General features: G+C 69.5%; 18 protein-coding genes. 6 read left to right on the plus strand and 12 right to left on the minus strand.

The window, feature by feature from the left end:
- Positions 1–34 precede the first annotated feature (34 nt).
- A complete protein-coding gene (locus OG734_RS18735; protein ID WP_330288655.1) occupies positions 35–1,336 on the plus strand; it encodes a M6 family metalloprotease domain-containing protein in 1,302 nt (433 codons plus the stop codon).
- A 67-nt stretch (positions 1,337–1,403) separates the two neighbouring features.
- Complete coding sequence (locus tag OG734_RS18740) at positions 1,404–3,089, plus strand: IclR family transcriptional regulator domain-containing protein (RefSeq protein WP_330288656.1); 1,686 nt, start codon at positions 1,404–1,406, stop codon at positions 3,087–3,089.
- Positions 3,090–3,191: 102 nt separating this feature from the next.
- On the opposite strand, the gene OG734_RS18745 is transcribed toward OG734_RS18740, so the two are convergent.
- Positions 3,192–3,980: an IclR family transcriptional regulator gene (locus OG734_RS18745; protein ID WP_330288657.1), complete on the minus strand. Its 789-nt coding sequence runs from the start codon at positions 3,978–3,980 to the stop codon at positions 3,192–3,194.
- A 117-nt stretch (positions 3,981–4,097) separates the two neighbouring features.
- Between OG734_RS18745 and OG734_RS18750 the strand changes: the two genes are divergently transcribed.
- The 3 genes from OG734_RS18750 (at position 4,098) to OG734_RS18760 (ending at position 7,880) form a co-directional block, all read left to right on the plus strand.
- Positions 4,098–5,066 (plus strand): 5-dehydro-4-deoxyglucarate dehydratase, encoded by a 969-nt coding sequence (locus OG734_RS18750; protein ID WP_330288658.1) that lies wholly within the window; start codon positions 4,098–4,100, stop codon positions 5,064–5,066.
- Between the two features lie 96 nt (positions 5,067–5,162).
- The gene (locus OG734_RS18755; protein ID WP_330288659.1) at positions 5,163–6,500 is read left to right on the plus strand and encodes a gluconate:H+ symporter; all 1,338 of its coding nucleotides are present in this window, start codon (positions 5,163–5,165) and stop codon (positions 6,498–6,500) included.
- Positions 6,501–6,551: 51 nt separating this feature from the next.
- Positions 6,552–7,880: an enolase C-terminal domain-like protein gene (locus tag OG734_RS18760; protein ID WP_330288660.1), complete on the plus strand. Its 1,329-nt coding sequence runs from the start codon at positions 6,552–6,554 to the stop codon at positions 7,878–7,880.
- A gap of 317 nt (positions 7,881–8,197) precedes the next feature.
- On the opposite strand, the gene OG734_RS18765 is transcribed toward OG734_RS18760, so the two are convergent.
- The 9 genes from OG734_RS18765 to OG734_RS18805 all read right to left on the minus strand — a co-directional run bounded on the left by OG734_RS18765 (position 8,198) and on the right by OG734_RS18805 (position 17,036).
- A complete protein-coding gene (locus OG734_RS18765; protein WP_330288661.1) occupies positions 8,198–8,443 on the minus strand; it encodes a helix-turn-helix domain-containing protein in 246 nt (81 codons plus the stop codon).
- A gap of 78 nt (positions 8,444–8,521) precedes the next feature.
- Positions 8,522–9,271: a sulfite exporter TauE/SafE family protein gene (locus OG734_RS18770; protein ID WP_330288662.1), complete on the minus strand. Its 750-nt coding sequence runs from the start codon at positions 9,269–9,271 to the stop codon at positions 8,522–8,524.
- A 16-nt stretch (positions 9,272–9,287) separates the two neighbouring features.
- A complete protein-coding gene (locus OG734_RS18775; protein WP_330288663.1) occupies positions 9,288–9,827 on the minus strand; it encodes a flavin reductase family protein in 540 nt (179 codons plus the stop codon).
- Positions 9,824–10,885 (minus strand): MupA/Atu3671 family FMN-dependent luciferase-like monooxygenase, encoded by a 1,062-nt coding sequence (locus tag OG734_RS18780; protein WP_330288664.1) that lies wholly within the window; start codon positions 10,883–10,885, stop codon positions 9,824–9,826. Before OG734_RS18780 ends, OG734_RS18775 begins: the two co-directional genes overlap by 4 nt.
- 44 nt (positions 10,886–10,929) lie before the next feature.
- Positions 10,930–11,985, minus strand: coding sequence for an alpha/beta hydrolase family protein (locus tag OG734_RS18785; protein ID WP_330288665.1), 1,056 nt, complete (start codon positions 11,983–11,985; stop codon positions 10,930–10,932).
- Between the two features lie 13 nt (positions 11,986–11,998).
- Positions 11,999–13,012 (minus strand): 3-oxoacyl-ACP synthase III family protein, encoded by a 1,014-nt coding sequence (locus OG734_RS18790; RefSeq protein WP_330288666.1) that lies wholly within the window; start codon positions 13,010–13,012, stop codon positions 11,999–12,001.
- The gene (locus OG734_RS18795; RefSeq protein WP_330288667.1) at positions 13,009–14,352 is read right to left on the minus strand and encodes an MATE family efflux transporter; all 1,344 of its coding nucleotides are present in this window, start codon (positions 14,350–14,352) and stop codon (positions 13,009–13,011) included. Before OG734_RS18795 ends, OG734_RS18790 begins: the two co-directional genes overlap by 4 nt.
- 111 nt (positions 14,353–14,463) lie before the next feature.
- A complete protein-coding gene (locus OG734_RS18800) occupies positions 14,464–15,747 on the minus strand; it encodes an ATP-grasp domain-containing protein (RefSeq protein ID WP_330288668.1) in 1,284 nt (427 codons plus the stop codon).
- Positions 15,744–17,036: an ATP-grasp domain-containing protein gene (locus OG734_RS18805; RefSeq protein ID WP_330288669.1), complete on the minus strand. Its 1,293-nt coding sequence runs from the start codon at positions 17,034–17,036 to the stop codon at positions 15,744–15,746. The genes OG734_RS18800 and OG734_RS18805 overlap by 4 nt, the downstream gene beginning before the upstream one ends.
- Before the next feature lie 528 nt (positions 17,037–17,564).
- On the opposite strand from OG734_RS18805, the gene OG734_RS18810 reads away from it, so the two are divergent.
- Positions 17,565–18,920, plus strand: coding sequence for a helix-turn-helix domain-containing protein (locus tag OG734_RS18810; protein WP_330288670.1), 1,356 nt, complete (start codon positions 17,565–17,567; stop codon positions 18,918–18,920).
- Positions 18,921–19,005: 85 nt separating this feature from the next.
- Here the strand turns inward: OG734_RS18810 and asnB are convergent, their stop codons facing one another.
- Together asnB and OG734_RS18820 are read right to left on the minus strand one after the other, a co-directional pair.
- Positions 19,006–20,856 (minus strand): asparagine synthase (glutamine-hydrolyzing), encoded by a 1,851-nt coding sequence (gene asnB, locus OG734_RS18815; protein WP_330288671.1) that lies wholly within the window; start codon positions 20,854–20,856, stop codon positions 19,006–19,008.
- Positions 20,857–20,892: 36 nt separating this feature from the next.
- A complete protein-coding gene (locus OG734_RS18820; protein WP_330288672.1) occupies positions 20,893–21,141 on the minus strand; it encodes an acyl carrier protein in 249 nt (82 codons plus the stop codon).
- Positions 21,142–21,154: the final 13 nt, after the last annotated feature.

The following is a 21,154-nucleotide window of genomic DNA, read 5'->3' on the forward strand; positions in this document are numbered from 1 at the left end:
GACCGGCGGCTGCCGTGGCGCGAAGGGGCCGTGCATGCAGCAGCCGACCAGCCGACGTCGAATACGCCCGCCGGGCCCTCTGCGCCCACGCCGGATGGCCGCCCTCCTGTCCGTGGCCGCGCTGACCCTCGCGGTCAGCACCTCGGCCGGCACCGGAGACCTCACCCGGGGTTCCCCGACGGCCGCCGGCTCCGTCCCGCTGGCCCGCTCCTCGCCGTTCGGCCCCTGCATGATCCGGGGCGGCCTCGGCGTCCAGATGTCCGAAGGCCTGCCCACTCCGGCCGGCTACTCCCGCTCCACCGGCACCGTCCGCGCGCTGAACCTGATGGTCGACTTCTCCGACGCCCCCGGCCAGGGCAGCGCCCGCGACCGGCTCGCGGAGTTCTTCCCGCAGACCCGGGACTGGTTCACCACCAGCTCCTACGGCCGCCTCGACTACCGCCCCGAGGCCCCCGTCCCCGGCTGGCTGCGGATGCCCCGGTCCTTCCGCTCGTACGGCATAGAGCGCGGCGCCCCCTTCGACCCCGGCTACCGCCGCCTGGTCCACGACATCGTGGCCGCCGCCGACCCGACGGTCGACTTCCGCTCGTACGACCTGCTGAACGTGCTGGTCACCCCGAACGCGGGCCCCTCCGCCCTGGACACCGTCCTGTCCGTCACCTTCGCCGGCAACCGCGAGGCGCCGGTCGCGGACGGCGTGCCCGTCGCCAACGCGTCCTTCGTCTACTCCCGCCAGGACGACGGTTCCGCTTCGTACGACACCACGGGCTACCGCGTCCTCCCCCACGAGAACGGCCATGTGTTCGGGCTGCCCGACCTCTACACCCAGCGCGGCGGGGGCGCCGTCGGTCACTGGGACATCATGAGCGAGGACTGGGGGGCCAACAACGACCTGCTCGGCTGGCACAAGTGGAAGCTCGGCTGGCTGGACCCCTCGCAGGTCGGCTGCGCGGTGACGGCCGGAACGACGCAGTACACGCTCACCCCGCTGGCCCGTCCCGGCGGCGCGAAACTCGTGTTCGTGCCCCTTACCTCCCGTACGGGATACGCCGTCGAACTGCGCACGCAGGAGGGCAACGACGAGACGGTGTGCCGGCCGGGTGTGCTGGTCTACCGGGTCGACGCGAACGTCGACACCGGCCGCGGCCCGGTCACGGTGTACGACTCCCGCCAGGGCAGCGGCGGCTGCACCCGCAGCCCGAACGTCCACGCGGAACTCTCCGACGCGCCCTTCACCCCCGGCGAGTCCTTCAAGGACCCGCGGCGGGGCATACGGATCGCGGTCGCGAGCGCGGACCTCGACGGGAACTACCGGGTGACCGTCACCCGGCGGTGAGCCGGCCGGCGCCGACGGGCGTACGACCAGGCGTTCAGGCGTCCCGTACGGGCATTACCGTGTGCCCATGGTTGCCCCCGCCACGAATGTCACGCCGGTCCTGGACGGTGCTGTGCCCACCGAGGCCGTCGCCCCGCTGATGCGCGGGATCGCCGTACTGCGGCAACTGACCGAGGCGGGCGGGACGCTGAGCCTGAGCGGACTTGAGCGCGCGACCGGTCTGGCCCGTTCCACGGTGGACCGGATCACGGCGACGCTCGCCCGCATGGGATACGTCCGTCTCGACGGCCGGGACGCGGTTCTCACCCCTCGGCTGATGGAGCTCGGCAACGCCTACCTCGCCGCCCTCCGGCTGCCCGCGCTCCTCGACGCGCACGCGGACGCCCTCGCCGACGAGCTGGACGAGTCGGTGTCGCTCGCGGTGGGCGACCGGGACGGTATCCGTTTCATCCACCAGGCGACCCGCCGTCGCGCGATGTCCCTCAGCTTCCGCATCGGTGACCTCCTCCCCGCCGAACGCACCGCCCCCGGCCCGCTGTTCGCCACCGAGTGGACGCCCGCCGACTGGCACCACTGGCACGAACGCCGGGCGGCGGACCCGGCCGACCACGGCTTCCCGGCCGTTCCGCCCCGCCCCTCCGACTCGGGCGCCGACTCGGGCGCCGACTTCGAGGCGTACGTGGAGCGGGCCCGCGTCGACGGCTGGGCGCTGGACGACCAGCTGATCGAACCGGGGCTGGTCGCCGTCTCCGTACCCGTACGGGACCCCCGTACGGGCCGGGTGGCCTGTGCCGCGAGCGTCGTCAGCCACACGAGCCGCCGTACGGTGACCGACCTCCGCGACGACCTGCTGCCGCGACTGCGGGCGACGGTGGCCAGGATGGAGGCCGAGCTACGGGTGCGCCCGCCCGCCGAGACGCCGGCGCCCCCCTCCGGCCTGGCGGCCTGGACCGGGGCCTCGAAGCAGGAACTGGGCCGGGAGTTCATCGAGTCCCTGGCCAGGGGCCTGACGGTCCTGACGGCCTTCGGCGAGTCCCGCGCCGAGCTGACCCTGACGGAGGTAGCGCGGGCGACGGGCCTGGCGAGGGCGACCGCCCGCCGGGCCCTGATCACCTACGAGCACCTGGGGTACGTCGAGGCCCACGGCCGCACCTTCGCCCTCACCCCCCGGGTCCTGTCCCTGGGCTTCCCGCCTCTCTCCCGCACGTCCCTGCCCGAGATCGCCTCCCCCCACCTGGCCGAACTCGCGGGGCGCGTCCAGGAGTCGGCGTCGCTGGCGGTCCTGTCAGGGGACACCGGGGCGGAGATCCAGTACACGGCGCGGGTGGCGACGAGGCGCATCATGAGCGCCAACATCACCGTCGGGACGCGGCTTCCCGCGTACCCGACCTCCATGGGCCGCGTGCTGCTGGCCGACATACCGGAGGCAGAGCGTCAGGTCCGGGACCTGGCCCCGCTGACTCCGCACACCGTGACGGACCAGGTGGCGTTCACGCATGTGCTGGCGGGGGTGCGGGAGCAGGGATACGCCCTGGTCGACGAGGAGTTGGAGGAGGGGCTGCGGTCGATCGCGGTCCCGGTGCGGGACCGTACGGGACGGGTGGTCGCGGCGGTGAACGTCGCGATGCACACGACCCGGCGTACGGCGGAGCAGTGCGTGTCGGAGGTGCTGCCGGAGCTGTACGGGACGGCGTCCCGGATCGAGGGGGAGCTGCGGACGGCGGGACGGTTCACCCGGGTGCCGTTGGCGTAGACGGTGCGGGCCGGTGGGTGCTGGTCGCGCCCTCGCGGCGGAGCCGCACATCGATACAGCCCCGCGCCCCTGTGGAGCGCGACCGCCTGCCCCGCGGAGCCCTCAACGCCAGTCGGGCGCGCCCGAGGTCGAGGGCAGATGGCTCTCGATCTTCGCGCGGACCTCCCGCATGACGGCGACGATACGAACCTCGTGCTCCGGGGTCAGCCGGGCCACCGGAACCGAGCAACTGATCGCATCCGTGGCCGGGGTGTCGTAACGCAGGGCGAAGCCGAAGCCCGCGAGGCCGGCCACCGTCTCCTCGCGGTCTACGGAGTAGCCCCGCTCGCGCACCTCGGCCAGATCGGCGTGCAGGGCGGCCCGGGTGGTGTGGGTGTTCTCCGTGAGGGCGGCCAACTCACCTTCAGGCAGCGGGAGTTCGGTGTCGAGGCGCTCCGCGAGCAGCGCCTTGCCGAGGGCGCCCGCGTGGGCCGGGACCCGGCGGCCGACGCGGCTTATGGTGCGCAGGTACTCGTGGGACTCACGGGTGGCGAGATAGACGACGTCCGGGCCGTCGATGCGCGCCAGGTGGATCGTCTCGCCGAGCGCGTCCGAGGCCTCGTCGAGGTAGGGGCGGACCGCGCGGATACGCCGGTCGCCGTCGAGATAGCCGGTGCCGGTGAGCAGTGCGCGGATGCCGATGCCGTAGAGGGAACCGGTGGCGTCGGAGCGGACCCAGCCACAGTCGACGAGGGTCTGGAGCAGTTGGTACATGCTGCTGCGCGGCACGCCCAACTCCTCGGCGAGTTCGTCCAGACGTGAGGGCTGCTCGCCGCGCGCGGCGAGAAGTTCCAGCAGCGCGACGGTCCGAGCCGCCGACTTCACGCTGCGGACACCCCTCTTCTCCAGCATGGGCCCAATCGTAGGTCGGCCGTGAATCAGCGCTGTCGCTGCCATTGACCCCGCTCGTTCACACACCTAGCCTCCATCTTCATACGCAGACGCCATCTGCATAGAGAGATGAGGTTCATGACAGTGATCAACACGGATGCGGATGCCGCAGGGGTGGTCCAGCGGCTCCGTGACGGAATGGCCGGCGGGGTGCTGTCCTTTCCGCTCACGAGCTTCCGGGACGACGGCGGTCTCGACCTGGACGCCTACCGGGCGTACCTGACCGGCCGGCTGGCCGCCGCCCCCGGCGCGGTGTTCCCCGCCTGCGGAACCGGGGAGTTCTTCTCGCTCGACGAGGACGAGTACCGCGCGGTCGTCACCGCCACGGTCGAGGCCGCCGACGGCCGGCTGCCGGTGGTCGCGGGCATCGGCTACGGCTGGGCGCAGGCGCTGCGGTTCGCCCGTATCGCGGAGGAGGCGGGCGCGGACGCACTGCTGGTCCTGCCGCACTATCTCGTCGGGGCCCCGCAGGACGGGCTGGTGGAGCAGCTGCGACGCATCGCCGCGGGCACTCGCCTGCCGCTGATCGCGTACCAGCGCGGCCAGGTCACGTTCACGGCGGAGGGCGTACGCCGGATCGCGGCGATTCCGGGGGTCGTCGGCCTCAAGGACGGCCACAGCGACCTCGACCGCCTCCAGCGCCTCACCCTCGCCGCCCCCGACGGCTTCCTCTTCTTCAACGGCGCCGCGACCGCCGAGATCCAGGCCCGCGCGTACGCCACGGTCGGTGTCCCCGCCTACTCCTCCGCCGTCCATGCCTTCGCCCCCGAGATCGCGAACGCCTTCTTCGGCGCGCTGCGGGACGGGGACGACACCGTCGTGACCGAGCTGCTGCGCGAGTTCTACGTCCCGCTGGTCGAACTGCGCGACCGGGTGCCCGGCTACGCCGTGTCCCTGGTGAAGGCGGCGGCCCGACTGCGCGGCCTCCCGGTCGGCCCGGTCCGTGCCCCGCTCACCGACCCGGGCCCGGACGACCTCGCCGACCTGGCGAAGATCCTGGACCACGGCTTGGGGTTGGTGGGGGCGGCAGTACGACAGCCGACCTGACCGACTGGCCAACGACCCGCCACCCCAGTCCAGTTCACACAGTTCGGTCCAGTTCACACAGTTCAGTTCGGTTCAACAGTTCAAAGGGGAACTGTCTTGCCTCTCCTCGTAGTCGGCATCAGCGTTCTGATTCTGCTGCTCCTCATGACCAGGCTGCGCCTCAACGGCTTCGCCGCCCTGCTCCTCGTCGCGGTCGGCGTCGCGCTGGTGCGGGGCATCCCGGTGGCGACCATCCCGGACGTCCTCTCCGACGGCATCGGGGGTCAGATCGGCGACACGATGCTCACCATCGGCCTCGGTGCGATGGTCGGCCGGGTCATGGGGGACTCGGGCGCCGCCCAGCGGATCGCCGGGAAGCTCCTCGACGCCGGCGGACCGCGCGGGGTTCAGGTGGCCATGGTGGTCACCTCCATGCTCATCGGCGTGACCATGTTCTACGAGGTCGCCTTCATCATCATCGTGCCCATCGCGTTCACCCTGGTCAGGGTCACCGGCGCGAAGCTGCTCTGGGTCGGTCTGCCGATGTCGATCACCCTCTCCACGATGCACAGCTTCCTGCCCCCGCACCCCGGCCCGACCGCCGTGGCGGCCACCTTCCACGCCTCCGTCGGACTGACCCTGTTCTACGGCCTGTTCATCGCGATACCCGCGGGCGCGCTCATCGCACTGGTGTGGCCGCGCCTGCCGTTCATCAGGGCGATGGACCCGTCCATCCCCAAGGGCCTGGTCAGCGACCGCGAGTTCACCGACGAGGAGATGCCCGGCCTCGGCTGGTCGCTGTCGGTGGCCCTGTTCCCGGTGGTCCTGATAGCGGGCGCGGCGGTGACCGACCTGGCCACCTCCGCCGAGAGCCCGTTCCTGAACGTCGTCGCGTTCGTCGGCTCGGCCCCGATCGCGCTGCTGCTCACCCTGTGTCTGGCGGTGTGGGCGTTCGGTCCGCGCATCGGCCGGAGCCTGGAGGAGGTGGGCGCGTCCTGCACGTCGGCGGCGCAGGCGATGGCGATGATCCTGCTGGTGATCGGCGCGGGCGGCGCCTTCAAGAACGTCCTGGTGGAGGGCGGTATCTCGGACTACATCAAGGACACCACGGACACCTGGTCCGTCTCCCCCATCATCCTTGCCTGGCTCATCGCCGTGATCCTCCGCGTCGCGCTCGGCTCGGCGACGGTCGCCGTCGTGACGGCCTCCGGCGTGGTGCTGCCGCTCCTCGCGGGCAGCGGCGTCCACCCGGAGATCATGGTGCTCGCCGTCGCCTGCGGCTCGATCGCCTGCTCGCATGTCAACGACCCGGGGTTCTGGCTGTTCAAGGAGTACTTCAACCTGTCCGTCGTCGAAGCGATCAAGGTCCGTACGAGCTACACGACCGTGCTGGCGGTACTGGGCCTGGGCGGAGTGCTGGCAGCGGAATGGGCCCTGGACATCCTCAACATCTGATCACCGACCCGATCGTCTTCGTACTCTTCGCACTCAAGGACATCGATGAGCATGAGCCAGCCGACCGTCACCGCCTTCTCCGTCTACCCCGTCGCCGGCCGGGACAGCATGGAGCTGAACCTCTCCGGTGCCCACGGCCCCTACTTCACCCGCAACATCGTGATCCTCACCGACTCCGAGGGCCGTACGGGACTCGGCGAGGTCCCGGGCGGCGAGAAGATCACGCGGACACTGCGCGACGCCGAGTCCCTGGTCGTCGGGGCGAAGGTGGGCGACTACAAGCGCATCCTGCGGGAGATCGGGGCCCGCTTCGCCGACCGCGACTCCGGCGGACGCGGCGCCCAGACCTTCGACCTGCGCACCACCGTGCACGCGGTGACGGCGGTCGAGTCGGCCCTGCTCGACCTCCTCGGCCAGCACTTGGAAGTCCCCGTCGCCGCCCTGCTCGGCGACGGCCAACAGCGCGATTCCGTACGGGTGTTGGGCTACCTCTTCTACGTCGGCGACCCGGACCGGACCGACCTGGACTACGTCCGCGAGCCGGACTCGGACGTCGACTGGTACCGCGTCCGGCACGAGGAGGCCCTGACCCCGGAGGCGATCGTCCGCCAGGCCGAGGCCACCCACGCCCACTACGGCTTCCGCGACTTCAAGCTCAAGGGCGGTGTCCTGGAAGGCGCCGACGAGGTCAAGGCCGTACGCGCGCTGAAGGACCGTTTCCCGGAGGCCCGGATCACCCTCGACCCCAACGGTGCGTGGTCGCTGCGCGAGGCGATCGAGCTGTGCACGCCCCTGAACGGCACGCTGGCCTACGCCGAGGACCCCTGCGGCGCGGAAGGCGGTTACTCGGGGCGGGAGATCCTGGCCGAGTTCCGCCGGGCGACCGGCCTCCCCACGGCGACCAACATGATCGCCACGGACTGGCGGCAACTGACCCACGCCCTGGCCCTCCAGTCGGTCTCCATCCCGCTGGCCGACCCGCACTTCTGGACCATGCAGGGCTCGGTACGCGTGGCCCAGCTGTGCAACGCGATGGGCCTGACCTGGGGCTGCCACTCCAACAACCACTTCGACATCTCCCTGGCCATGGTCACCCACTGCGGCGCGGCGGCCCCGGGCGAGTACAACGCCCTCGACACCCACTGGATCTGGCAGGAGGGCCTGGAACGCCTCACGGTCGCTCCGCCCCGGATCGTCGGGGGCGAGATCGCGGTGCCGGACGCGCCTGGGCTAGGGGTTCAGGTCGACATGGAGCGGGTGCTCGCGGCACATGAGCTGTACCGGGAGAAGGCGCTGGGGGCGCGGGACGATGCCATCGGGATGCGGTATCTGGTGCCGGGGTGGGAGTTCGACGGGAAGCGGCCTTGCCTGGTGCGGTAGGGGTGGGGCGGTGACTTCGCGCGGCGCTGATCGTCGTCCGGCTCGGTCGGCAGAGTCGGCAGGGGGGGGCCGGGGGCCCTCGTCGGGCACGACCACCAGGCGTACGGCCATGGGGCGTGAGTCGGGTGGGTGGTCCCCGGGCTCCGTCAGGTATTTGGCCAGAAGCGTCTGGTACTCCTCGACGAACGCGGCGACCTGCTCCTTCGTCATCCGCAGTCCGGCGCGGTAGATCTGGTTCCAGGCCGCGGAGGAGTCGTACCCGGCGTATGCGCTCACGACCGGGTTCAGGTCATGGGTCATCTTGAGGGCGCCGATCTTCACCGCGGCCTCGCGTTCGTCGGCGTCAGCCCCAGGCCCGGCGGCGTGAAGATGTCCGTCATCAGCGACTTCCACCAGCGTTCCCGATCGGTGGACCGCTCCTCGATCTCAGCGATCAGTTTGAGGTCGGCGAGTTTGCGCAGGTGGTGGCTGGTGGTGCCGGTGCTTTCACCGAGGGCCTTGGCGACGCTGGTGGAGTTCGCTTCGCCGTGCTCGCCGAGGTAGCTCAGGATGTCGCGGCGCACCGGGTTGGATGGTCTGCAGGGCGATGGTGAAGCCGCAGCGGTCCGGGACGGCGCAGGAGACGGATTCGGCGGCGCGATTCACCAGGACCTGGCGATCAGATCGGCCATGGCGAGCAGTCCGACCGCGGCGATCGTGGCCCGAAGGGCTACCGGCGGCAGCAGTCGGCCGTACCGGGAACCGAGCAGACCCCCGACCGTCGACCCTGCCGCGACGATCCCGGCGACGCGCCAATCGACGGTGGTGACGCAGACGAAGACGATCGCCGCCACCAGATTCACCGTCAGCGCCAAGGCGTTCTTCACGGCGTTCAGTCGCTGCAGGTCTTCGGTCCTCAACGCGCCGAGCAGTCCGATGAGGACGACGCCCTGTGCGGCCCCGAAGTAGCCGCCGTAGACGCCGGTGGCGAACACGCCGGACGAGAGCCACGCACCGCCTCGGCGGCGCCCAGCGGCCAGTCGGCGAGCCAGGATCGGCTGCAGGAGCACCAGCACGCAGGCCGTACCGATCAAGACCGGCACGATTCTCTGGAACCAGGCGGACGGCAGGGAGAGCAGCAAGAGGCTGCCGATCAGCGCGCCGCTGCCGGCAGCCGCCGCGAGTCGCAGGAGGAGCGGGTACTGGCCGGCGAGCTCCCGGCGGTAGCCGTACACCGCGCCGCCCATACCCGGGACGAGCCCGACATTGTTGGACACGGTTGCCAGGATCGGTGGGTATCCCATCGCGATCAGCGCGGGGAACGTGATCAGCGAACCCGAGCCGACCACCGCATTGACCGCACCCGCTCCCGTGGCGGCGACCGTCAGCAGCCCGAAATCCCATACGTCCACAGCTACTTCGAACCCCTCATGATCGCCGCAGATCCGGTTCCGCACCCAGGCGGCTTCGGCTGAACAGCAGCGCGGGCTCCTCCGACAGCAGGCCGAATGTCTGTACAGCGCCGACGAGGATGGTGTGGTCGCCGGCCGGATACGTGGATTCGACCACGCAGTCGAAATAGGCGATCCCGCCGAGCAGTACGGGCGAGCCGGTGCACCGGGCAGGCGCGTGGGCGACGGTGGAGAACGCGGCGCTGCCCCGGGTCCGGTCCGGGGCGGCGAACGACCGTGCTGTCGGCTCCTGGAGAGAGCTCAACACGGTCACCGCGAACCCGTCGCCGGACAGCACCTGACCGGTCGTCTGGGAGCCGGTCCGCAGTACCGCCAGGACCAGCAGCGGGTCGAGGGACACGGAGGCGAACGCGTTCACCGTCATGCCGTGCAGTTCCTCGTCCCGAACGCAGGTCAGCACGGTCACCCCGGTGGGAAACCAGCCGGCCGACCGCCGGAACTCACTGGACGGGTGTTCCGGCAGCCGTACCCGGTCCGCGCTCTCGGTGCGGGTCATCGGCGGTCTTCCGAGGCGGCCGCCCGCAGCGCACCGAGGAGACCGAAACCCGCCACGACCTGTTCCCGGGCCACACCGAAGTCGATGAGGCAGGCGATCTCGTCGACGTCGGCCTTCTGGACCCGCTCGACGACGTCGACAGCCTTCTCGACGGTGCCGAGAAGACCGCCTTCGTCGAAGTACCGCTCGAAGGAGCGCTCGACCAGGGCGTCGAAGTGCCGAGGGCTGAGCCCTTCGGGGTCGACCCGCCGACCCTTCGCGCTGGAGCTCATGGTCAGTTCGGCGAAGCTGCGCAGGTAGGCACACAGCGGTGCCCGGACCGTCTCCTTGGCGACGGCCTCGTCCTCGTGCAGATACGCGTGGAGCATGAGGACGACGTGCCCGCGGTCCTGGTCCGAACCGGACTGGGCCGCGTACTCCTCGCGGTAGAGCGCGACCTTGTCGGACAGCTCCTCCAGCCCCTGTCCGACGAGGTGGGTCAGCAGTCCGGCCCCCGCGCGGCCCGCCGCCCGGAACGTCTCGGGGTCGCCCGAACTCGTTATCCAGACCGGGAGTTCAGCTTGTACGGGACGCGGATAGGACCGCACGAGCTGCGGTTCGCCCGCACCGTCGACAAAGGACACCGCGCCGCCGCGCCACAGTTCGCGCACCTCCTCGACGGTCGTGCGCAGCTTCGCCTTGCGATCCGCGAAGTTCTCCGGCCGCAGCACGAAGTCCTGCGGGTGCCACCCGGAGGCGAACGACACACCGACCCGGCCGCCGGAGAGGTTGTCGACCACCGACCACTCCTCGGCGATGCGTACCGGATGGTGCAGCGGCGCCACCACGCTCCCCGCGCGAATACCGACGCGCTCGGTGACGGCCGCGACGGCCGCCCCCAGCACGGACGGGTTCGGGTAGATGCCGCCGAACTCGTGGAAGTGCCGCTCCGGTGTCCACACCGCGGTGAAGCCGTTGGTGTCGGCGAACTTCGCCCCCTCGAGGAGCAGGCCGTACCGGTCTGTCGAGTCGGCGTCCGCTTCTTGCTCGTTGGCGAAGTAGAACAGGCTGAAGTCCATCGGTGCGGGAGGCCTTTCGTTCGATGGCTGATTCAGAGGCTGATTCAGAGGGATTGGCCGGGGCGGAGCACCGCGTCGACCGATTCGACGAGGGCCCGCAGGAATTCAGGGTCGAACGGCCCGTAGGTGCGCAGGCCGTCGGCCGAGCGGGGCGACATCAGGTGCCCGAGCCGTGGATGGACCGTCAGCTGCGACTGCAGACCGTGCGCGAGTGCCGCGTGGTGCAGAAGGTGAGCCTGCCGGGGCGGCGTCGTCCAGTCCTCGGCGCCCACGTGGATCGTCATCCGGCCGGTGATCCCGGCCAGTCGGCGGTACGGAGCAGGCTGCGCGAACCAGTCACGCCAGAACGAGGCGGGTGCCGACTCGTCGCCGCGCCCCAGCGCCTGTTGCTCCCACGTGTCGTACTCGAACGCGAGCTCGGCGCGAAGCAGTTCGAGATCGGCACTTGAGCCGAAACGGTCGACCAGGTCGAAGTCCTCCCACCAACCGCTGCGCCCGAGCTCGTCAGCCCTCGCCGCGGCGAGGTCGACGACGCCGTCCGCGCCGGTGAACCCACCCGCGACCAGCCATTCCAGACGCCGGTCCAAGCCCATCCACCGCTGGAACACCGGGCGCGCCTCGGCGCTCGGGGCGACGACCGCCAGGTGGCTCTCGCCCCCGAGGCGCTCGGCCGCGGCCACCGCTACTTCGGCGCCCATCGAGACGCCCAGCAGCAGCACGCGGCTGCTGTCCACTTCGGGGTGGGCCCGTGCCTGTTCGACCACCCGGACCGCATCGTCGACAAGACCGGTGAACGTGAATCGGGGGGAGCCCGCTCCGTCGCGGCGGTCCTCGGTCAGGAAGCGGGTGTCGAACGCGGCGGCGGCAAGTCCGGCCCGGACCAGGGCGGCGCCCAGATCGTCGAACAGGCGGACCGGGCCGTTCCCGGACGCCTCGGCGGGCAGGAAGGCGTCCCGGTCCCAGACGCCGAACGGGTGCAGCAGTACGACAGCCGGGACGGCCCGGCCGGTGGGGATCTCGCCCGGCAGCCGCAATGTCGCGGTGCGGCCGTCGTCCAACGACAGGTCGTCGGTACGGCCGAGGGCAGCGATGTCGGTCATGTCCGCCCCCGCCTCAGACCCGCACGAGGCTGCAGAACCACTGCATACCCCCGGACAGGCCGGCGAGCGCCACGAGGTCGCCGGGGGCCAGTTCGTCCCGCGAGTCGTAGATGCTCAGGCACATCAGCTGGTCGGCGCAGCCGACGTGGCTCAGCTCGGCGGAGAGCGCCGCGTTCGTCCTCTCCAGCGGGATACCGGTCGCCTTGGCGACACCGGCCAGCGAATGCTGATTGTCGTTCAGATAGATCAGGCGCCGGATCTCCGACGACGACACACCGGCCCGCTCGCAGGCGCGCTCCACGACGGCGGCCACCTGGTGATCGACGTCCTTGACGAACTGGGCGAGCTGCTCGGGTTCGCGACGGAAGTGCTGGTGGATCAGGCCCAGTTGATCCACCTTGAGGTTCTCGCCGGTCGGAGCCGCGCTGCCGCCGTATTCGACCCGGAAGAAGTCCACGTAGCGCGGATCCACGATCTGGTCGGTCGCCAGCCATTGCAGCCGGCCGTGCCCGCGCTGGACCACTGCGGCGGCGGCGCCGTCGCTGCCGAGGCACGTGTTGTTGCGCATCCGGTTGATGTGCTCCTCGCTGACCCGGTGCACCGCGACCAACAGGACACGCTGGATGTCGTCCCGGACCGCCATGAGCCCGGCGATCTGCTGGAGTGCGGTCACCGCGGACGCGCACCCCTGCGTGGCGAGCAGGGTCGGCGTCGAGCCCAGTTCGAGCTCGCGGGCGACTGCTGCGGAAGCGTCCCAGTTGAGGTACTCCGGCACTCCGCTGTCCGCGACCACCAGGTAGTCGATGTCCGACGCCGAGAGGCCGGCGGCATCCAGCGCCCGCTGGGCGGCATCCGCCGCCATGCGGGTCTGACCGACGCCCGGAGCGGCCCGATGAAAGGTGCGGTATCCCCAACGGATCACCCGGTCGGGGTCGTCGACGTAGGAGCCGGCCGTCTCGGCGACGTCGCAGGGCTCACCCAGAACGTGGGCGAGGGACACGATTCCGAGCGCTATGGGCGGGTTCACGCCGTAGCCTCCTTGGCTTTGATGGTCTGTCGGGTCGCCAGCACGAGGAGAACCGTCGTCTGTGTCCCGGCGTTGATGATCATGGCGATCCATGCCCCCGTCAGCCCCAGTGGAGTGAGTGCGAGCAGTGGTGCCAGGCAGAGCTGCAGGGCCGCACCGGCCGTGGTGGAGGTGGCCAGCGCCTTGCCGTGCCCGCCGCCCAGGAAGATGCCGCTGAGGGTGACGTTGCAGAGCAGCAGGGTGACGTAGACCGCGAGCCACGGGATCTGGCCGTCGGCTGCGGCGCGGATCGCCGCGTCACTCGTGACCGCGTCCACCGCGAAGCCGCCGAAGGCCAGTACCGACACGCCGCCGAGAAGGGACCAGGCGATGCCGAGCCGCACCGACGACGTGCTGCTCGCGCCGAGCAGCACGTCGTCGTCGGCGCCCTTCGCCTGGGCCGCGATGATGGTCGCGGCCTGCCGCATCGCGTACGCCGCCATGGTGAGGAACAGGAGCGTCCGCGTGACCGTTCCGTACGCGGCGACCTCGTCCGTTCCGAAACGGGCCACCACTCCGACGATCAGCATTCCGGCGGCCATCCGTACCAGGAAGTCCACCCCCAGCGGCAGACCGGCCCCGAGGATCTCGCGCACCGGGCCCGGTCCGGAGGCTGCCGGCGCCTCCGGAGCGGCGCTCATCTCGCGCACCAGCGGAGACCGCTGGTAGAGCCACCAGGTCACCGCCAGCGTGACTGCTCGCGACGCGACCAGTGCCAGTGCGGAGCCGGTGACGCCGAGCTCCGGGGCGCCCAGCCACCCGTAGATGAGGATGGGGTCGGCGACGACGAGGATCATGTTCGACAGGATGGCCATGCGCATCGGCGTACGCGTGTCCCCGTTGGCCTTGAACGTGCTGTCCACCAGGTGCTGGCCGTAGAACACCGCTATGCCCGGCACCGCGATGGTGAGGTAGTCGACCGACAGCCGGACCGCCGACGCTTCGTCGGAACCGAGTATCAGTTTCGCCAGCGGCTCCCTCAGCACGAAAAGCACCACACAGATCACCGCGGTGACGGCGAGGGTCATGCGGAACGCGGCGCGCAGCACCGAGCGCAGCTGCCCGTACTCGCTCGCGCCGACGGCGCGCGACAGCACGATCGTCGTGCCGCCGCTGACCGCCAGGATGACGCTCATGAGCACGTTCTCGAGCGTGGCGGCCACGGTCACGGCGGCGAGCGCGGGGGCTCCGAGCCGAGCGATCCAGACGACCGTGATGATGCTGGCGATGACACCCGACATGAGCTCGATGTAAACCGGCCAGGCGACGTTCAGCAGACGCGCCGGGTCAAGCCATTCCATCGCCGGCCTGCGTTTCGTCGGCGGTCGGGTTCGCACAGGTGGAGTTGTCATTGCGCGCGCTTTCCTTCGTTGATCGGAACCGTTGAGATGCCGGGAGTGCCCGGTGCGTGCCTAGGCGCCGGGCGCGTGGAACGTGGGCCGGCTCCCCGGCTCGACCTCGTACATCGAGGGCCCGTCCAGATAGCGAATCGTGTTGAGGTCGCGCAACAGCACATCGTGTACGTCGTGTTCGAGCATGACCGTGACGGGGTACGTCAGATCGTCTACGGTCTCCTTGATCTGCTGCCCCGGTTGAACCATGATCCGGACGTCGCGGACGCTCGGGAGCTCCCTGATGCCCTGCAGGTCGCGGTACCCGACGAGACGGCCCGCGTGCGGGGACGCGAGACCGGCCCAGCCGATCGCGTGCTTCACGTGGTAGTTCCGACCGGTCCGGGCCGCGAAGCTCGCCGGCCGGACATAGGCATCCACCGTGCATTCGAGCTGCCCCTCGCCGATGGCCCGCTGAGCCTGGTAGGGAAGCTCTCCGCCCGAGATCCGGGCACCCATCTCGACCAGTCGCGGGCCGTGCGGGGTGCGCTTGATCTCCAGGTGCCCGGGGCCATGACGTACGCCGAGGGCGTCCAGCACCCGGAAGCCGTACGCGACGAGTTCCTGGACAACCTGGTCCTCAGCAGGCAGGAGGTAGGTCTCGACCAGCAGATCTGTCACCCCGTTGACCGAAATCCTCTCGGTCTGCCAGACGTCGGTCGCGTAGTGGCGGCCCGCGCAGCTCACCGTGTTGACGATGTACTCCGTGCCCACCAGGTATTCCTGGGCAACCACACCGGCGGCCGGCTCGGAGAAGACGGTCGGCCGGTCCGCCAACACCTTGTAGGCCGCGGCCGATTCGTCCGGGGAGTCGCAGAAGGACACACCATCACCGGCAGCGCTGCGCAGCGGCTTGAGCACGATGGTTCCGCCAACGGACTCGTGCCAGGTACGGAGTTCACTCTCGCTGGTGACCAGCAATTGGCGGGCTCCGGCGACACCGCACTCCTTGATCTTCTCGATCATGGCGTACTTGTCGCGGCGCGCGTGGCTGAGTTCGGTGCCGTTGGAAGGGAGCCCGAGCGCCTCGCTCAGGGCATCCGCGAACTCGACCCCGATCTCACTGCCGGTGATCACCGCAACGGGGCCGAGCTCTCGTACGGTCTGTGCGAAGGCGTCGAAGTCCCCGCCGTACACGAGGTTGTCCGCATACTCCGACAGGTCGAGCGAACCCCGGTAGACCGCCGGCGGCTCGGGTGTGCTCTGGACGCGAACCACAGGGTGACCGGCCTCGCGGAAGGCGGCGGGAAAGCCCCTGGCAGGGGCGTACGGATCCACGATCACTACCGGGGCGTTCGTTGTCACGGCTGTTCTCCTGCTGTCGGATTCAGGGCGGGAGTCTCCACCGGGCAGGGCTCTGCGGCGACGCGGAAGTCCGCTGCGGTAGTGCGGATGGCCTGCTCCACGTCCGCGCTGGTGGGACCGCGGAAGCGGAATCGTCCGCCGACGTGTTCGTAGTAGGCGTCCGCCGCAGGGAGGATGTCACCGGGGGCGAGCAGTGACTCCGCATAAGGTCCCGGCTGTCGGCCGGTCATCGGTGTGACCTCGGTGATGAGGCACGGCCGTTCGGCGGGAGCGGGGATCAGCAACCACCCGCCGACCTCGTCGCGCCCCGGCGTGCCCTTTGCCGGCTGCTCACCGAGCTGGAGCACGAACGCCGCCTCCATCAGGTCGTGTCCGTGGAGATCCCGCCAGATGAAGGGGATCTCGGATCCACCGACCCGGGCGCCGACCTCCAGGAAGGAGCACCGGATCGCGCCGTCGGACCCGACGCCGACGAACACCTCCAAGTGGAAGACGGTCGCCTTGTCGGTGAGCGCGGAGAGGAATCGCGCCGCCCAGGTGCCCACTGCGGCCAGGACCGCGGGGTCGTCCTCCTCGACCGAGCCCAGGTAAGCGCCGTCCCGGAAACCGAGGCACGTGTTGACATAACGGGATGCCCGCCAGGCTTCCAGCCGACCGTCCCGGAACAGCCCGTCAACGTGGTAGATCGGGTCGGTCTCGCACGCCTGCACCAGCAGCGGGCCGTGCGCGTCCCAGTCCACGTCATCGAGGTCGGCAGGGCCCCGCAACATGCGGATGCCCGCGCTGGAAGACCCTTGCGTCGGCTTGAGTACGACGGGCCAGCCGTGCCTCGCCGCGAGGTCCTGTACGTCCCCGGGTGCCGATGCCGCGGCGAAGACCGGCACCGGCAGCCCGCGGTCGGCTATCCGCTGGTTCATTTCCAGCTTGTCGCGGAAAGGAATCAGATCATCGACTGTGGGTCCTGGAAGTCCCCACTCCGCCCGGAGTTGGGCCGCGATGAGCAGGTCGTCTTCCTTCAGGGCGACAATTGCCTTCGGACTGCCGAAGCGTGCGGCCAGTTCACGGACGGCTTGCCGGACCAAGGTCAACTCATCGGTCGCGTCAACCAGCGTCACCGCGGCGGCCGCAGCCGGCACGCCGGACAGGCCCACGTGGGTTGTCACATAACTGACGGAGTGACCCGCGTGGTCGAGGTAGGCCTCGTAGTGAGCGTACCGATCCCGCCAACGATGGATCACGACGACATGGGGGCGCCGCCCCTCGTCACCCTGGTTCCCTGAAGCCGACATTCGCTGGGGACCTCCTAGGACGCCTAGTATGTTAACTCTAGTCAACCTACCCTTGAAGGGATTTGATGACAAGAGTTAACTGGGCGGCTTTCGTCGGTCCGGCCAGAGGTCTTCTCACCAGGGCCAGTCGCTACCGAGCAAGCTCGGTCCAGAGGCCGTTAAAACGGAAGCGGCGGGCGCCTGCTCCCTTTCGGACACTCGGCCGGTTGCCGGTCCCACTTCCGCAGGAGCCGCCAAAGGACCCCAGGGGGGTACCGCGTCGCCTCTGGGCGTAGGGTTATGGAATTGGGTTACGTGAGTAGACACAACAGACACCAAGCCCCCGTAGTATGTGCCCCGAAGCTAGCCACCACCTGGGCAGGGACCAATGCGGCCTTGCCCCTTCCGCCCGAACTGGGCTCCCCCTGGGCGTTTCGTCACCCGGAAGCGCTAGCATCGGCGTGCTCACATGAGTCATGGGTCCCATGACTCGGAATGACAACAGTTGACTCAGATGTCAACTGGCGCACGCGATCTTAGTTCTCAATCATGACGAGCGGCAAGCATCTCTTGGGAGCGTTCACCGTGAAGTCCCCGCTGGTTCAACAACCAACCTTCGGAGAGCGACTGCGCGAGCTGCGCAAGGCCCGGTCCCTGTCGCAGCGTGACCTCGCACGCGAGCGCATCACGCCCAGTTACATCTCGCTCATGGAATCGGGCCGCCGTGCGCCGACGCTCGATGTGCTCGTGCAACTGAGCGCTGTTCTCGAAGTGAGCCTGGAGACCCTCGTCGGTTCCCCCCTGGAACTCCCAGAACTGACGCAGTCGGAGTCTGCCCCCCGTGATGCCGGTGTGGTGAGCCTGGCCCCCGGCCTCGACGGACCCGTCGTCGACACTCTACTGCTCCAGGGCGGCGCGGAGGGGATGGCTCCGACCGTGTACCGCAGCCGGCTGGAGACTCTGTACCAGGAGCTGCTGGCCGGTCCCCCGTCATGGGCCCTGGTCCAGGTGGCCCTCCAACTCGCGCAGGTGCTGTCCGACTCGGGGGACGCCGAGGCGCGATACGACGTACTCACCACAGTGGCCGCAATCCTCAAGGACGCCAATTCTCCCGGCATCAGGCTGCGCACCTACATCGACCTGGCGTCCGCGGCCAGGGACACCGGGAACCTGGCCGCCGCCCGGTCCGCACTGGCCGTTGCCCGGGCCGAACTCCTGCCGTCCGGCCTGATGAACTCCTCCGAACACGTCCGGCTGCTCTCGGTCGAGGTGTCGGTCCGGTGCGAGGCCGGGGAGGATCTCTCCGAACTCCTGCTGCTGATCGACGAGCTGCTCGCGGTGACGACGCACGTCGACTCGCTGGCGGTTCAAGGCCGCGCCCACTGGGCCATCGGGACCATGTACGCCCGGTACGACAAGGTGCAGGAGTCGGTGCCCTATCTGCTCGCCGCGCGCGGAATGCTCAGTAACGCGAACCTTCCCGTCCACGAGTGGCTGCGCTTCTGCACTTCGCTGGCCGCGCTCCTCATCGACCTGGGGGCCGAGCCGGAAACGGCGAAGCAGCACCTGGACGCCGCTTGGGCCGTCACCGAGGCCAGCGGCTGGGTGCCCCATCGGGCGCTGCTGCGCGCGAAGGCACTGCACCTGCTGGACAGCGGCGCTCCGGCCGAGGCCGAGGAAGTATGCAGGCGGGCGATCGACGAAGGCGGGCCGCCGGAGGGCATGGACCACGCACGGCTCTATGTGACGTGGGGCCGCGCCCTGGCGGCACTGGACCGTGGCGTCGAGGCGGCCGAGCGTGTGCGTACCGCCGCCCTGTACTTCGAAGAGATGGGTCATCTGCGGCTCGCCGTCGACTGCTGGCGCTGGCTGGACAAGAACGGACCCGCCCGGGGCCGTCCGTGACGTTCGTCGCCCGTCGGTGCCCGGAAGCGGCGATGCGGTGTGTGCTCAGGAAATTCGAGCACACACCGCATCGTGGTCTGTGATGTCAGATGTCCAGCGTCACGTCGTAGGAGGAAAGCCACCGGTTGAGCCAGAGTGCCGTCTCCAGGCCGCCGCGGTTGTAAGGCATGCTCACGTCGCCGAGGGACCGGTCCAGGACACGATGGATCCGTGCGGTGTCGAGCAGCGGAAGAATCGGCGAGTCGGCGTCGGCGAGAACCCCGCTCAGCTCCGTCCGCAAGGCAGCCTCGTAGAAGGGGTCCTGTGTCGCCGGGTACGGGGTCTTGGACCGCTCCAGCACTGAGGTGGGGAGAAGATCCGCGGCTGCCGCGCGCAGCAGGCTCTTCTCCCGGCCGTCGAAGGACTTCAGTTCCCACGGGACGTTGAAGACGTAGTCGACGAGCCTGTGGTCGCAGAACGGTACGCGCACCTCCAGACCCACAGCCATGCTCATACGGTCCTTGCGGTCGAGCAGGGTCTGCACGAACCGCGTGAGGTTGAGGTACGTGACCTCACGCATGCGCCGGTCGACGTCACCCTCGCCGGGAAGCACGGGGACCTCTTCCAGGGCCTCGTCATAGCGGGTCCGACGGTAGTCGGCGATGTCCAACTTCTGCAGCAGCCCGGGGTCGAGAAGGGACGTACCGCCGAAGTACCGGGCCGATCCGGAGGTCAGCCAGGGGAAGGTGGGGGCCTCGACCGCAGCGGACCGGTGGAACCACTGGTAGCCACCGAAGAGTTCGTCAGCCGATTCGCCTGACAGGGCAACGGTGGACTGCTGGCGTACCGCGCGGAAGAGCAGGTACAGCGAGGGCCACATGTCCCCCCAGTACGAAGGAGGCAGATCGGTGGCACGCAGCACTGCGGCGCGTACCTCGGGGTCCACCAACTCCGAGCTTTCCAGCAGCACTTCGCGGTGATTCGTGCCGAGGTGAGCAACGACGTCGCGTGCGTACGGGGCGTCTGCGGAGCCCCGCACCGAATCGGGCTCGAACTGGTTGGCCGCCGTCGTGAAGTCCACCGAGAAGGAGTTGACCGGCCCTTCGCCCGCCGCTGCCGCGGACCGCACGGCGAGCGCGGTGATCGTGGACGAGTCCAGGCCGCCGGAAAGCAGCGAGCACAGGGGAACGTCCGAGATCATCTGGCGCGAGACGATGTCCTCGAGCAGCTCACGCACCGCGCTGATGGTGGTCTGCCTGTCGTCGTGGTGCTCGCGTGCTTCCAGCTGCCAGTACCGGGACTTGGTGAGGCCGGATTCGCGGACGCGGACGATCTGGCCCGGCCGTACTTCGTGCATGCCGGAGAAGACGGTCCGCTCCGGCGTCTTGACCATGTCGAGAGCCTCGCACAGGCCCTCCCTGTCCACCCGACGTGGAGCGAGCGGATTGGCCAGGATCGCCTTGGGCTCTGAGCCGAACAGGACACCGTCCGGCGTCGGAAGATAGTAGAGCGGCTTGACGCCCATGCGGTCGCGGACCAGGAGGAGTTCCTCGGTCCGCGGGTTCCATATACCGATCGCGAACATGCCGTTCAGGTGCTCGGCGAACCGGTCGCCCCACTGCAGGTACGCCTTCAGTACGACCTCTGTGTCGCTGCTGGTCCGGAACCTGTGCCCGAACGAGACCAGCTCCTCGCGCAGCTCACGGAAGTTGTACACCTCTCCGCAGAAGGTCAGGGCCGCGAGCGTGTGCCCGTCCTCCTCGGCGACCATGGGCTGGCGGCCGCCTTCGAGATCGATGATGGACAGTCGCCGGTGACCGAACGCGATGTGTTCGGAGATCCACACGCCGTCGGCGTCGGGACCTCTGCAGATCATGGTGTCCGTCATCGCCTGGACCAGTGAACGCTCGTGGCCGAGGTCTCGGGTGAAGCTGAGCCAACCGGAGATTCCACACATCTCGGTGACCTTTCTGTAGAGGAGTACCGGGACGCGTCAGGCGAGCTGCGCGTTCACCTGTTCGAGCAACTGACGAGGGGTCTTCGCCTCGCTGACCACGGTGTCGGAGAGCGTGATGCCGTGGCTCCGCTCCAGCCGGCCGACGGCGTTCAGGAGGGTGAGCGAGTCGAATCCCAGGGCATCGAAGGTGGCGTCTACGAGGTCCGCGCTCGGCTCGACGGGGTCCGCGTCGCCGTTGCAGTCGTTGAGAAGGTCGAACAGCTCGGTGAAACCAATTTCGCTCATGCTTCAATCCGCC

The organism is Streptomyces sp. NBC_00576 (assembly GCF_036345175.1).
Lineage (GTDB): Bacteria > Actinomycetota > Actinomycetes > Streptomycetales > Streptomycetaceae > Streptomyces.

What these genes read in the sequence shown, in the direction of transcription:
- OG734_RS18735 (WP_330288655.1), top strand. Translation starts at nt 35, where the DNA reads ATGCAGCAGCCGACCAGCCGACGTCGAATACGCCCGCCGGGCCCTCTG.
- OG734_RS18740 (WP_330288656.1), top strand. Translation starts at nt 1,404, where the DNA reads ATGGTTGCCCCCGCCACGAATGTCACGCCGGTCCTGGACGGTGCTGTG.
- OG734_RS18745 (WP_330288657.1), bottom strand. Translation starts at nt 3,980, where the DNA reads ATGCTGGAGAAGAGGGGTGTCCGCAGCGTGAAGTCGGCGGCTCGGACC.
- OG734_RS18750 (WP_330288658.1), top strand. Translation starts at nt 4,098, where the DNA reads ATGACAGTGATCAACACGGATGCGGATGCCGCAGGGGTGGTCCAGCGG.
- OG734_RS18760 (WP_330288660.1), top strand. Translation starts at nt 6,552, where the DNA reads ATGAGCCAGCCGACCGTCACCGCCTTCTCCGTCTACCCCGTCGCCGGC.
- OG734_RS18775 (WP_330288663.1), bottom strand. Translation starts at nt 9,827, where the DNA reads ATGACCCGCACCGAGAGCGCGGACCGGGTACGGCTGCCGGAACACCCG.
- OG734_RS18780 (WP_330288664.1), bottom strand. Translation starts at nt 10,885, where the DNA reads ATGGACTTCAGCCTGTTCTACTTCGCCAACGAGCAAGAAGCGGACGCC.
- OG734_RS18785 (WP_330288665.1), bottom strand. Translation starts at nt 11,985, where the DNA reads ATGACCGACATCGCTGCCCTCGGCCGTACCGACGACCTGTCGTTGGAC.
- OG734_RS18795 (WP_330288667.1), bottom strand. Translation starts at nt 14,352, where the DNA reads ATGGAATGGCTTGACCCGGCGCGTCTGCTGAACGTCGCCTGGCCGGTT.
- OG734_RS18805 (WP_330288669.1), bottom strand. Translation starts at nt 17,036, where the DNA reads ATGTCGGCTTCAGGGAACCAGGGTGACGAGGGGCGGCGCCCCCATGTC.
- OG734_RS18810 (WP_330288670.1), top strand. Translation starts at nt 17,565, where the DNA reads ATGACGAGCGGCAAGCATCTCTTGGGAGCGTTCACCGTGAAGTCCCCG.
- asnB (WP_330288671.1), bottom strand. Translation starts at nt 20,856, where the DNA reads ATGTGTGGAATCTCCGGTTGGCTCAGCTTCACCCGAGACCTCGGCCAC.
- OG734_RS18820 (WP_330288672.1), bottom strand. Translation starts at nt 21,141, where the DNA reads ATGAGCGAAATTGGTTTCACCGAGCTGTTCGACCTTCTCAACGACTGC.